The organism is Shewanella sp. OMA3-2, from assembly GCF_021513195.1.
Taxonomy (GTDB): Bacteria; Pseudomonadota; Gammaproteobacteria; order Enterobacterales; family Shewanellaceae; genus Shewanella.
In genome coordinates this window covers 1,443,940-1,456,388 of the sequence record NZ_CP090974.1, presented here as the reverse complement: position 1 = coordinate 1,456,388, position 12,449 = coordinate 1,443,940, and the positions used below count along the sequence as shown (strand labels likewise).

At 40.0% G+C, this 12,449-nt stretch carries 10 protein-coding genes and 1 pseudogene; 7 read left to right on the top strand and 4 right to left on the bottom strand.

Features of this window, described 5'->3' with window-relative positions:
* Positions 1–13: 13 nt before the first annotated feature.
* The 4 genes from L0B17_RS06450 to L0B17_RS06435 all read right to left on the bottom strand — a co-directional run bounded on the left by L0B17_RS06450 (position 14) and on the right by L0B17_RS06435 (position 3,270).
* Positions 14–631, bottom strand: coding sequence for an outer membrane protein (locus L0B17_RS06450; RefSeq protein WP_235088501.1), 618 nt, complete (start codon positions 629–631; stop codon positions 14–16).
* Positions 632–692: 61 nt separating this feature from the next.
* Complete coding sequence (gene djlA, locus L0B17_RS06445) at positions 693–1,466, bottom strand: co-chaperone DjlA (RefSeq protein ID WP_235088500.1); 774 nt, start codon at positions 1,464–1,466, stop codon at positions 693–695.
* 41 nt (positions 1,467–1,507) lie between these two features.
* On the bottom strand, positions 1,508–2,215 hold the full coding sequence (gene murU, locus L0B17_RS06440) for an N-acetylmuramate alpha-1-phosphate uridylyltransferase MurU (RefSeq protein ID WP_235088499.1): 708 nt from the start codon (positions 2,213–2,215) through the stop codon (positions 1,508–1,510).
* Positions 2,215–3,270, bottom strand: coding sequence for an aminoglycoside phosphotransferase family protein (locus L0B17_RS06435; protein WP_235088498.1), 1,056 nt, complete (start codon positions 3,268–3,270; stop codon positions 2,215–2,217). The genes murU and L0B17_RS06435 overlap by 1 nt, the downstream gene beginning before the upstream one ends.
* 144 nt (positions 3,271–3,414) lie before the next feature.
* Between L0B17_RS06435 and lptD the strand changes: the two genes are divergently transcribed.
* From lptD to L0B17_RS06400, 7 genes and pseudogenes are all read left to right on the top strand, one after another.
* Positions 3,415–5,715: an LPS assembly protein LptD gene (gene lptD / locus L0B17_RS06430; protein ID WP_235088496.1), complete on the top strand. Its 2,301-nt coding sequence runs from the start codon at positions 3,415–3,417 to the stop codon at positions 5,713–5,715.
* 152 nt (positions 5,716–5,867) lie between these two features.
* Positions 5,868–7,172 carry a peptidylprolyl isomerase SurA gene (gene surA / locus L0B17_RS06425; RefSeq protein WP_235088495.1) on the top strand — a complete coding sequence of 435 codons (1,305 nt, stop codon included), beginning with the start codon at positions 5,868–5,870 and terminating at the stop codon, positions 7,170–7,172.
* Positions 7,173–7,181: 9 nt separating this feature from the next.
* Positions 7,182–8,164 (top strand): annotated as a pseudogene (gene pdxA / locus L0B17_RS06420) (4-hydroxythreonine-4-phosphate dehydrogenase PdxA).
* A 24-nt stretch (positions 8,165–8,188) separates the two neighbouring features.
* Positions 8,189–9,001 (top strand): 16S rRNA (adenine(1518)-N(6)/adenine(1519)-N(6))-dimethyltransferase RsmA, encoded by an 813-nt coding sequence (rsmA, locus tag L0B17_RS06415; protein ID WP_235088493.1) that lies wholly within the window; start codon positions 8,189–8,191, stop codon positions 8,999–9,001.
* Between the two features lie 66 nt (positions 9,002–9,067).
* On the top strand, positions 9,068–9,448 hold the full coding sequence (gene apaG, locus L0B17_RS06410; RefSeq protein ID WP_235088485.1) for a Co2+/Mg2+ efflux protein ApaG: 381 nt from the start codon (positions 9,068–9,070) through the stop codon (positions 9,446–9,448).
* A 4-nt stretch (positions 9,449–9,452) separates the two neighbouring features.
* Positions 9,453–10,292, top strand: coding sequence for a symmetrical bis(5'-nucleosyl)-tetraphosphatase (locus tag L0B17_RS06405; RefSeq protein WP_235088477.1), 840 nt, complete (start codon positions 9,453–9,455; stop codon positions 10,290–10,292).
* 86 nt (positions 10,293–10,378) lie between these two features.
* Positions 10,379–12,400, top strand: a complete 2,022-nt coding sequence (locus L0B17_RS06400; RefSeq protein ID WP_235088475.1) for a HAMP domain-containing methyl-accepting chemotaxis protein — start codon at positions 10,379–10,381, stop codon at positions 12,398–12,400.
* The last annotated feature ends 49 nt before the right edge of the window (positions 12,401–12,449 follow it).

Here is a 12,449-nt window from a genome sequence, read left to right as displayed (position 1 = left end):
TTAAATAGTCGAATTAAAATGCAAACTCAAGACCAATATTGGCTTGGCTTTGCCACATTAAATCACCCGTTATCTGCCATACACAGCTAGCTGGGTTACAAAACAATCCACTGTCTGAATTTAAGAAAGTAGCATAGCCGCGCACATCAGCAAACACGCTAACATTTTGAGTCACTTCATAGGCAATACCACCGCCAATGCCCATAGAAAAATGAGTTTCGCTTGAATATTCTTTATTTGGGCGAAGTTGGGTTAAACCTGCACTGGCTGTAATATAAGGTTTCAAATTGCCATTTGGAAAATACAATGTTCCCCCAAGGTGGACATAATTAACCTCGAGTTCAGTTAACTTATCTGATGATAATGAACCTTGACGCAAATCCGTCTCCTGACGACTATATAAGAAGTACATATTGCCTGGGTCTTGAGTCGTTATACCTAACATTAAACCTACATTGCTACTCTCAGTGATGTTTAACTCGGTAAAATTAGTCTGAGCATCATTAACTGAGACTTCTAGCCCGTTACTAGCAAAACTATAACCACCAAAAGGGGCTACAAATATTTCAGCAACGCTCATTGTGCTCATCAATGCAAAAGCGGCCATACAAACTAACTGTAATTGCTTCATGTTTTGCACAACTCCTGTGTAGATGTTTCCATTACTATCACCGCTGAATATAGCCATTTAACTAACGCATACCTCTAGCGGCCTTAATCGTTTCATAAGCGGCTTGAATATCTTGTGCTTTGGTTTTGGCTAACATCATCATTTCCTCCGGCAACCCTTTGGCAACCAGTTTATCTGGATGATGTTCATTCATCAGTTTACGGTAAGCACGTTTGATTTGTTGATCCGTGTCAGATTCAACCATGCCAAGCACTAAATAAGCATCGTTTAGTGGCATTTTACTGCCTTGGGCTGATTGATGATGTTGAAACTCTGCTTGCCAGCGAGCAAGCAAATCTTTTAATACCTTAGATAACCCTAACTGCTCAGCTATGATAGCCAACACTTGCTGCTCTTTTGCTTGTAGCTCACCATCTGACAAGGCAGTTTGAATTTGGATCTCTAAAAACATTTGTAGCAGTTCATGCCGGTTTTGAGTAACCCGTTTAAAATCAGCTAATGTTTGAAATAAATCAAAGTTTGCTTGGCGACCTGAACGAAATGCAGCTTGGGCATCAGCACGCGGCTGACCAGAAAGCTGCATTTTATCCATTAATAACGTCGCTACACGAATATCTGCTTCGGTTACATGGCCTGATGCTTTAGCAACATGGCCCATAACAGCAAAGGTGGCATTAAAAAAAGTCGCTTGTCGCTCGCCCGCTTGTTGTATTAAGCCCGATAAACGTTGACGCTTATCGTAAAGGTGTCCTAAAAAAAGGCCCATTATGCCGCCAGCAATTCTGCCAAACATAAACCCAATGATAAACCCAAAAACCTTGCCCCAAATTCGCATTGACTGTTCCGTTATATTTTAAAAAATTTGTTATCCAAACATTAGGATAACGACATTACTCGTGCATTTAACGCATTTAATCTAGCAACAGTGCCGACATCACACCAATATTGTGTCAAACAATGGCCATAAATTTGTGCTTGTGCAATTGACTGCCTAAGTAATGGCCCCAAGGGTTGTGACCCGCTGGCAAGCTCAGTAAACATTTTCGGATGGTACACACCCATTCCACTATAAGTGAATCGTGTGCTGCCATCTAAGGCCACTAGCGCAGGGGCACTCTCAACCGTCATATTGGAAGGAGTAAGGCAAAAATCCCCTTGAGCGTGATGTGATGGATTATCAACCAACCAAATATAAGCGTCAGCTTTTCGTTGCTTAACCACAGCGAATGCGGCTTCTATATCCGGTAATTCGTCGATAAAAATATCGCCATTTAGTAATAAAAAAGGTTCTGCACCTAATAAAGGTAAAGCATTTTTTATCCCGCCTGCGGTTTCTAAAGCCTCGACCTCCGCGCTATAATGAATCGACAGTCCCCAGCGTTCACCATTACCTAATGACTCAGCAAGCATATGCCCGAGCCATGCATGATTGATAATAACGTCAGTAATGCCCCATTCAGCCAGCTTCTCCAAATGGTATTCAATTAAAGGCTTGCCATTAACCTGAACCAAAGGTTTAGGCATTAAATCAGTCAGTGGTCTTAATCTTTCACCACGCCCTGCGGCTAAAATCATCGCCTTCATTAGAGACCGCCTTCTAAAGTGGAATTTTTTGCAAGTACCTTTGGTAACACTACCTGCTCAACCCAATCGCTTAACGACTTCAGTGCAGGGTAACGCCCCGCTATATCAACTATATATTGCAATGTTAAAGGAATATCTGCCATATAACCTGCTTTCCCATCACGTAACTTTAATCGCGCAAAAATACCCGCAGCTTTAATATGACGCTGTAGCCCCATCAAATCAAACCATTGTTGATAAACGAAATAATCGACATTAGGCTCAACTAATCCGTGTTTTATAGCTAAGTCGTAATGATAACGCATTAGTGAATTAACTATTTCTTCAGGCCACCGGACATAACAATCACGTAGCAGCGACACCGCATCATAGGTTACCGGTCCCATCACAGCATCTTGAAAATCAATCACGCCAAGGCGTTCTAGGCCGGGAATATCATGATTAATAAGCAAATTACGACTGTGAAAATCACGATGCATGCCCATTTTAGGTTGAGCCTCTACATTGGCGATCAACAGCTGAAAACTGTCCTTTAACATGACACGTTCCACTTGTGACAAATCATACTGAAGATGAGCCCCAATCAACCACTCGGTGAAGATAGTTAATTCTTTTTCAACAAACACACTATCGTAATAAGGTAATGATTGGATGTTCCCATCTGCATCATGGTATTGAGTCACACCAGTAATGGGCACGAGTAAATCTAGCGCTTGTTGATAGTAGGCTGTGACATTATCGTTTTGCAAAATGGATAGTAGCTGCTCATCACCGACATTGGTTTGCAACACGAAACCTTGTGCTAGACAGTAATGTACAATTTCAGGCACTAATACACCCGCTTGACGATATGCCTTCGCGATAGCGATAAATGGCGCAATAGGCACTAAAGTAATAGGCGAGTCAGCGACAATGTAATGGCTGTTATTTACAGTCAGCTTAAAGTAGCGTCTAAAGCTGGCATCACCACAAATTAACGAAACGTTTACTTCTTGACCAAAATACTGGTTTAACCAAGAGGATAATAAGGATAATCTTAAATCTGTTTGACTCATCTCAATGGCTCTTCAACAAAAATTGCTTTATTATAGCCAGCATAACATTTGGAAACAGCTAAAGAATTGATTGTTTTTTCTAGCGGCTAACTTCTTTATTAACCCAAACTTTCCAGAACAAGAATTCATAATTATTTGACTATAATGCAGATCCGATATCTTCTGGCCTTATGCCTGTTACCTCAATACGTGTTTGCTCAGGCACCTAATGTAGAAGAGGAAGCCCCTCAACTTTGTATAGTCGAGCCCCCTGTCTCTCGCTCATTTAGTGATCGTGAAAAGCTAACGGGTATTCAAGATACCGATATTGTCATTATTTCAGACGACTCATCGGCCTCTTTTGAAAACAAAGCGCACTTTAGTGGAGACGTTAGTTTTAGTCAGGGAACAAGACACATTGCCGCTGACGAAGCGATTTTAGACCAGCAAAAACAGCAACTAAATGCTAATGGCAATCTCATTTTCAAAGATGAGCAATTCACCATTACCGCTGACTCTCTGCAAGCGCAAATGAGCAGTAGCAGTGCCAATTTAGAAGGTGCTGAATATTGGCTTAATGGCCAACAAATTCATGGCGATGCTAAGCGGTTACAGATAACCTCCGAGAATAACTTAATCCTATCTGGTACTAACTTTACCACTTGCCCACCAGGTGACCAATCATGGTTGCTTGAAGCTGACATGATTAAAATTGACAGCGAAGAGGAGTGGGGTGAGATATGGAATGCCAAACTGCGTATTGCAGATATTCCCGTTTTGTATATCCCTTACATGACGATTCCTGTATCAGATAAACGCAAATCAGGGTTTTTATTTCCAGCATTCAGCACCAGTACAACTAATGGTGTGCAATTGAGTGTGCCATATTATTGGAATATTGCACCAGAATATGACTTATCCTTCACACCAGATATCATGTCATCACGGGGTCTATTTACTAAAACAGAGTTCCGCTATCTTGCTGGTGAACAACAAAATGGTCAAATGAATGTCGAATACTTAGGTAATGACCGTAAACTATTTAACAACCCTGATCGCTATTTGTACCATTGGAGCCACCAAGGCGCACTAAATAACAATTGGCGAGTTATAGCAAACTATACCGATGTATCTGATAACAACTATTTCAATGACTTAAATTCCGATGTTAATCGCTCAACAGACAATCAATTATCACGTATTGGTGAAGCCAGTTACTTTGAGCAAAACTGGGACTTCAATATGCGGGTACAAGACATAAAAGTACTGGGCGAAGACGAGTTACCCTATCAAGTCATGCCACAATTAAATTTCAACTATCGTCAAACTGATTTTTTCAATAGTATCGATTTTAAATTTAACTCAGAATTGACTAACTTTCGTCATCAACACGATGAATATTCAACAGCAACACGCTTACATATGGTGCCAAGTTTAACGCTACCCATTCAGGGACCTGCTGGCAGCTTAACCAGTGAGGTCAAACTTATGCAGACCCAATATTGGCAGCAACTTACCGAACTCGATACCGACTTTGACGAATCAGTAAGTCGAACAATTCCTCAGGTTCGGGTGTTAGGTCAAATAAACTTTGAACGCCCGGCAACCATGTTTGATAGTCAATTAAGACAAACATTAGAGCCTCAGTTCCAATACCTGTATGTGGGTTATGAAGACCAAACAAACATTGGTATTTATGACACAGCTCAATTACAGGAAGATTACTTTGGTTTATTTCGAGATAGGCGTTTTTCTGGCTTAGACCGCATTGCAGATGCAAATCAACTGACTTTAGGATTCACGACTCGGTTCTTTGATGAGCTAAATTTTGAAAAATTTAAATTCAGCTTAGGCCAAACTCTCTATTTTGACGAATCAAAAGTATTAAGTGAAAATCTACACTTACAGGAAACAGAATCCACATCAATTTTAGCTGCTGAGCTCGATGCTCAGCTATATCAGGATTGGTTTATTAGTGGTTCTGTTCAACATGATACCGAAAATGGTAAAAATAAAAAAAATGAAGTCACTTTAGATTATCGCCCCAGTAACGATAAATTGCTGCAATTTAGTTATCGTTACGTGCCAGATCTTCTCAACACCAACACCAATGACCGTGTCAGTATTTCTCAAGCTGGTCTTAGAACATCTTGGCCGATTAGCGATAACTTATATTTTGTCGGTAATTGGTATTATGACTTAAACGAATCTCGTAGCGTTGAAACCTATACAGGTGTTCAATATGAGTCATGTTGCTGGGCTGTGCGTTTAAGTTATCATTACCGCATCAAAACAAATTATGATGACGATTTATCACAAAGTATCGATGGGCGTGAAGAATTTGACAAAGGTATTTACCTCAACTTTGTCATCAAAGGCTTAGGTGGTTCAGGACCTCTCGGGGTTGAAGATATGTTAAATGAAGGTTTATTTAACTACCGCAAGCCACTTTACTTAAGGAATTAAGCCGCTTTTATGGTAGCTTATGATAAATTGCTGAACCAAGATTAAAAAGCGTAGTCCTATGTTAAGTTAATTAAGATTAACTCGCAAAAACGATAACAATAGATTTGGGCTTCCCCCCAAATATCAGAATAAAAGTGTCAAGGATTTATTGGATGAAACACAGTAAGAAACTTTTTTTTGCTTTATTTGCACTGACAATAAGCCAATCAGCTTTGTCAGCCCCGCAAGCGTTAGACAGCGTAGCCGTTCAATTAAATGATGGTATTATTTTAGAAAGCGAAATTAGCAATATGATTGCGACAGTTTCAGCAAATGCTAAAGCATCTAATCAAACGCTACCTTCTGATGAAGCTTTACGTACGCAAATTATTGAACGCCTAATCTTAACCCGTTTGCAACTGCAAACCGCTGAACGCATTGGTTTATCTATTGGCGATCTTCAATTAGATCAAACAATTGAGAATATTGCTAAAGAACAGAAAATTACTGTAAATCAGATGCAGCAGCAACTTGAAGCTGAAGGGATGAGCTTTAGCCAATATCGTGAACAACTTCGCGAAGAAATCACTTTAGGTGAAATTCAACGAATTCAAGTACAGCGTCGCATTCAAGTGTCACCTCAAGAAATTAACAGTCTCGTAAAACTCATTGAAGAACAAGGCTTAAAAGATGTTGAATTTCAAATTGGTCATATTTTAATTGAGATCCCAAACGACCCAACGAGTGAGCAACTTGAATTATCAAGCCGCAGAGCAGACATTGTTTTAAAACGCCTAAATGAAGGTGAAGACTTCCGCAGTACTGCAATAGCATCTTCATCAGGACCTAAAGCGCTTGAAGGTGGCATATGGGACTACATGAACATCAATGAAATGCCGACCTTGTTTGCAGAAGTTGTTGTCGACGCTAAAAAAGGCGATATATTAGGACCAATAAAATCAGGATCTGGTTTTCATATCATTAAAGTAATGGATACTCGTGGATTACAAACTCAAGAAATAGAGGAAGTTAAATCACGTCATATTTTATTGAAACCATCACCAATTTTATCTGAAGACCGTGCGCAAGCCATGCTAGTAAACTTCTTAAAAGAAATACGCAGTGGCGCAGCAGATTTTGATAAATTAGCTCGTCAATATTCAGAAGATCCAGGTTCAGGAGCCAAAGGTGGTGAATTAGGTTGGGCTGAGCCAAGCTTATATGTCCCAGAGTTTTCCCAAACACTCACAAGTTTAAAGCCTGGCGAAATCAGTGAACCTTTTCGCACCACTCACGGCTGGCACATAGTTAAGTTAGAAGAACGCCGAAAAACAGATGCAACAGACAAGTTTAATAGTAATCGAGCACACCAATTAATCTTCCGTCGTAAATTTAACGAGGAATTACAAAACTGGTTAGATGAAATGCGCAGTGACGCTTACATCGAAGTATTCGAGCCTGAAAATATACGAGGCTAATAACTCACAATGATCAAACGTATCGCGATAACGCCAGGTGAACCGGCGAGTATCGGCCCTGACATAGTCATCAAACTAGCTCAGCAGGATTGGCCTGCTGAGCTAGTTGTTTGTGCTGATCCACAATTATTATTAGATAGGGCCAAATTACTTAATTTACCGCTACAACTACAGCTGTATAACTCGGCGCTACCTGCTAAAGCACAACAAGCTGGCACATTAACTATTCTGCCATTTAAACTGGCCGAAGCCGTTGAGTGCGGTGTCCTAAACGAAGCTAACAGTCGCTACGTTGTAGAAACACTTAAGTGCGTCGGTGAAAAAAACATGTCAAAAGAATTTGATGCAGTTGTCACCGGCCCTGTCCACAAAGGCATCATTAATCAAGCAGGTATTTCATTCAGTGGTCACACCGAGTACTTTGCATTACAGGCAAATTGCCCTGATGTAGTAATGATGCTAGCAACCCCTGGTTGCAGGTCGCACTAATGACAACCCATATACCACTCGCCTATGTGGCAAAAGCCATTACCCGAGACAGGTTGCACCACATTATTAGCATTTTACACCGTGAACTGCTCAGTAAATTTGGTTTAGGCTCACCTAAAATATTTGTCTGTGGTTTAAATCCTCACGCAGGTGAAGATGGTCATTTAGGTCGAGAAGAAATTGATATCATCATACCGGCCTTAAATGAGTTACGTCAGCAAGGTATGGATATCGTCGGGCCACTTCCAGCCGACACATTATTTCAACCTAAATATCTTGAACAAGCTGATGTTGTATTAGCTATGTATCATGATCAAGGGTTACCCGTGCTTAAATCTATAGGTTTTGGCAAATCAGTCAATATCACATTAGGTTTACCGTATATTAGAACGTCTGTAGATCACGGCACAGCACTCGATCTAGCCGGCACCGGACAAGCAGATAGTGGCAGTTTATTTTGCGCATTAAATAAAGCCATTGAAATGATTGATAAGAGTAAGTAATTAAGCTAATGAGTAATTAAGCTAATGAGTAATAAAGTACATTTAGGCCACACAGCCAGAAAAAGATTTGGACAAAATTTCTTAACTGATGAAGGTGTGATAAGCAGTATTGTTGGTGCTATTTCCCCTGATAATGACCATGTTATGGTCGAAATTGGGCCAGGCTTAGGCGCACTGACAGAACCGGTTGCCGACACCATAGATAACCTCACGGTAGTAGAGCTCGATCGTGACTTAGTTGAACGTTTAAAAACACATCCAATATTAAAAGATAAACTGACGATTCACCAAGGTGATGCACTACAGTTTGACTTTAATCTGCTCAGACAAGAAGGCAAAAAAATGAAAGTGTTTGGTAATCTACCTTACAACATTTCAACGCCTTTAATGTTTCATTTATTTGAATTTGCTGAATATATTGAAACCATGCATTTTATGCTTCAAAAAGAAGTAGTATTACGCTTATCAGCTAGCCCAGGCTGTAAAGCTTATGGACGCTTGACTGTAATGGCGCAATACTTTTGCCAAGTGGTACCAGTACTAGAAGTGCCGCCACACTGCTTTACTCCAGCGCCTAAAGTAGACTCAGCCGTGGTACGTTTATTGCCTTATGAGCAAAAACCTTGGCCATGCAAAGATGTCACCGTAATGCGCCATCTGTGTACAACCGCATTTCACATGCGCCGTAAAACATTACGTAATAACTTAAAAGGCATGATCAATGATGAAGACTTTGCCTTACTTAATATAGATTCAACCCTGCGACCTGAACAAATCAGTGTGCAACAATATGTTGCAATGGCTAATTTATATATAGATAAAAAAATATCAACTTAACCACTTCATCTTAAGGGGCATGTTCAATGAGTATGCCCCTTTGCTTAAGGACGAAATATTTCAACTATGAGTCAAGCAGAGTCCCCAATAAAAATTAAAGTCGACACAGAGTATCTTGCTCACCAGTCTGACGTAGCAGATGAAAAATATTTATTCTCCTACACAATCACCATAATCAATGTAGGCGATCAAGCGGTCACATTAAAAGATCGTCACTGGATCATCACTAATGCCAATGGCGATAAAAGTGAAGTAAAAGGGCCTGGCGTTGTAGGAGAAACCCCTACCATTGCGCCTAATACCGCTTACCAATATTCAAGTGGAACAATGTTAGAAACTCCTATTGGCTTTATGGAAGGCTCATACGGTATGGTTTATAATGATGGCAGATTATTTTCAGCTATCATTCCCACTTTCAGACTAGCCGTACCAGGGTTGCTTCAATAAAGTTATGGCCAATTATTTTGTCGGCGATATCCAAGGATGTTTTGAAGAACTGCAAATACTATTGCAAAAAGTTAGCTTTAACCCTTCAACAGATATCCTGTGGGCCGTGGGTGACTTAGTTGCCCGCGGGCCAGGTTCATTAGAAACCTTAAGATTATTTGAATCACTACAAAACAGCGGCAAGGTAGTATTAGGTAATCACGACCTTCATTTAATGGCAATTCATGGCAAAATAAAACGTGCTAACCCAAATGATCATTTACAGGCATTGCTCGAAGCGCCTGACTGTCATAAGCTGATCACTTGGTTAAGGCAGCAACCCTTAGTACGTCACCTACCAGAACATAACCTTATAATGAGTCATGCGGGTGTGCCTCCTCAGTGGAATTTAGACACACTTTTATCTGAGAGTTTAACGATTAGTGAACAGCTAAAACAAGCAGATTACTTGACGAATGTTATTGGCCAGATGTATCAGAATAAGCCTAATGCTTGGAGCAATAACCTTAACGGCATTGAACGAACTATATATGGTATCAATGCCCTCACACGGATGCGTTTTTTACATCCCGATACGAGTTTAGAGTTTGAATGTAAGCTACCACCACAGCAACTCAAAGATAATATATTAAAGCCTTGGTTTGATTTTGAATCGTCGTTACAAAAACCTTATCAAATCGTTTTTGGTCATTGGGCGGCATTAATGGGACAGACATCAGCACCACATTTACACGCTTTAGATACCGGATGTTGTTGGGGTGAACATTTAACCCTGTGGCACCTTGAAACAAATGAAAAAATTACCCAAAATAATTTATTTAACGTTAAACTAAATAACAAATAAGCCGATAAACTACTATCGGATTTAAAAGTACCTGAATACCAAAGTCCTCGCTGTTGGGATAAAATAATAATAGGTTGGAGAAACATATGAAAATTAAAGTGGCCACTAGGGTTATAGGCGGTTTTTCTGTCTTAACTTTATTACTAATTATATTTGGCGTTGTCACATTATTAGGTAATAACAGCATCAAAAAAGGCACCCAAACCTTAAAACAAGTCAACTTACCCGCTTTGGCACATACTAGTTTATTAAGTGAAAATATTAGTAGTCAACAAATTCAGTCTATTTTGGGTTATTACAGTGATCACTCTTCAAAAATTCCAACTATTGAGCAAAATCTTGCCAGCGAAAATAAGAAATTCCAATCTGAGTTCAGTAAGTTAACAAACTTAATTTCCGAGCAAGAACAACTTTCACAACCGTTAAACCAATTAAAGTCAGCTTATCTAGCGTATGAAGCTGTCGCCGATAAAATGCTCAGCGAAAGACAGCAAGCTTTATCTAAACAAGAACAGGCATTGAAAATGCGCAGTGATATAGAAAATGCGGCTGACGATGCATCTTCTATTTTACTCGATGTAACAGATTTAGAATCGAGCGAAGACTCAGTAGAAAGAAGCATAGCTTCATCCGCTAATATTGTTGACAGCACATTTATCAATTTAATCACTACGGTATACGACCTCGTAGCGGTCACTGACAGCAACAAATATGATCTGATTATTAAAGAGTTAGATTTCATGGTCAGTGAAGCAAAAGGGAAATTAAGTCATATAAGCCTACAGGGTCAAGATATTATTGACAGTGGTACATTAGCCGATCTTAATGCAGAAACAGATAAAGTATTTACATTATTATCGGGCAACAATTCAATAATCAATCTAAAAAAGCAGCAGTTACAGCACGAAGTCGTATCAGCGGCTGCGCTAACTGATATCCAAGTTAAAATCAAAATAGTTAATACAAAAATGACAGAGCTTGCCGCTGCCATTGATAGTTTTACTAACCAGATCACTAACGAAGCAATAGATGTGATTGACTCTGCAGAAGTAAAAACCATGGTTGTAGTACTATTTGCTATCTTTGTCGCATTTTTTGTCAGCTATATGGTTGTCCAACCATTAAAACAATCTTTAGCACAGGTAAACCAAGCACTTAATGTACTAGCTTCAGGTGATTTAACTCATAAACTGGATGACTCTGGCCACGATGAATTTGCAGAACTGTCGAAAAACTGTAACCGTTTAGTTGATAGCTTACGTAGTTTAATAATGGGGATTCTAGATCGTTCAAATCAACTTGCTGCGGCAGCAGAAGAGACCTCAGCAATAACAGCGCAAACGACTATTGGTATTCAGGAGCAAAAAAGTCAGGTAGATCAAGTTGCAACGGCTACAACAGAGTTAAGTTCAAGCTCTCAGCAAGTGTCAATGAGTGCAGATCAAGCGCTAGAGCAAATAAAACAAGCCGACCAAGAAACCCAACACATGCGCTCACTTGCTGATGAAAGTAAGTTGACTATTTTAGCGTTAGCAGATGAAGTCACTAAAGCCGGTGAGGTCATTAATAAACTTCATACCGACAGTGCTTCTATTGGTTCTATTTTAGATGTTATTCGTGGTATTGCAGAGCAAACTAACTTATTGGCATTAAATGCTGCTATTGAAGCAGCACGAGCTGGTGAACAAGGTCGTGGTTTTGCAGTAGTCGCCGATGAAGTTCGTAGTCTTGCTTCACGTACCCAAGACTCAACTCGAGAAATTCAGTTGATGATTGAAGTATTACAGCAAGGTGCTCAACAAGCCGTTGCGGTTATGGAACTGGGTCGCTCACAAGCTAATAGCTGTGTCGATAAGAATGAACAGGCTAACATAGCCCTTGAGACAATTATCAAGTCAGTTCATAAAGCTTATGACTCTGGTACCCATATCGCTCACGCCGCACAAGAGCAAAATCTAGTTAGCCAGCAGGTGTCTGAGAAGCTTGAGCATATTGCCCTTATATCAGAAGAAACATCTTCTGGGGCGGAGCAAACAGCACAATCAAGCCATCAAGTAGCAGTGCTAGCGGAAGAGCTACAATCGTCAGTTAAAGAGTTTAAAGTCTAATTCAGATAAAGTGTATCTGACCAACAAAAAAGGCCGAAAGGCCTTTTTT

Coding starts and splice junctions, on each gene's coding strand:
- L0B17_RS06450 (WP_235088501.1), bottom strand. CDS start 631: ATGAAGCAATTACAGTTAGTTTGTATGGCCGCTTTTGCATTGATGAGC.
- djlA (WP_235088500.1), bottom strand. CDS start 1,466: ATGCGAATTTGGGGCAAGGTTTTTGGGTTTATCATTGGGTTTATGTTT.
- murU (WP_235088499.1), bottom strand. CDS start 2,215: ATGAAGGCGATGATTTTAGCCGCAGGGCGTGGTGAAAGATTAAGACCA.
- L0B17_RS06435 (WP_235088498.1), bottom strand. CDS start 3,270: ATGAGTCAAACAGATTTAAGATTATCCTTATTATCCTCTTGGTTAAAC.
- lptD (WP_235088496.1), top strand. CDS start 3,415: ATGCAGATCCGATATCTTCTGGCCTTATGCCTGTTACCTCAATACGTG.
- surA (WP_235088495.1), top strand. CDS start 5,868: ATGAAACACAGTAAGAAACTTTTTTTTGCTTTATTTGCACTGACAATA.
- rsmA (WP_235088493.1), top strand. CDS start 8,189: ATGAGTAATAAAGTACATTTAGGCCACACAGCCAGAAAAAGATTTGGA.
- apaG (WP_235088485.1), top strand. CDS start 9,068: ATGAGTCAAGCAGAGTCCCCAATAAAAATTAAAGTCGACACAGAGTAT.
- L0B17_RS06405 (WP_235088477.1), top strand. CDS start 9,453: ATGGCCAATTATTTTGTCGGCGATATCCAAGGATGTTTTGAAGAACTG.
- L0B17_RS06400 (WP_235088475.1), top strand. CDS start 10,379: ATGAAAATTAAAGTGGCCACTAGGGTTATAGGCGGTTTTTCTGTCTTA.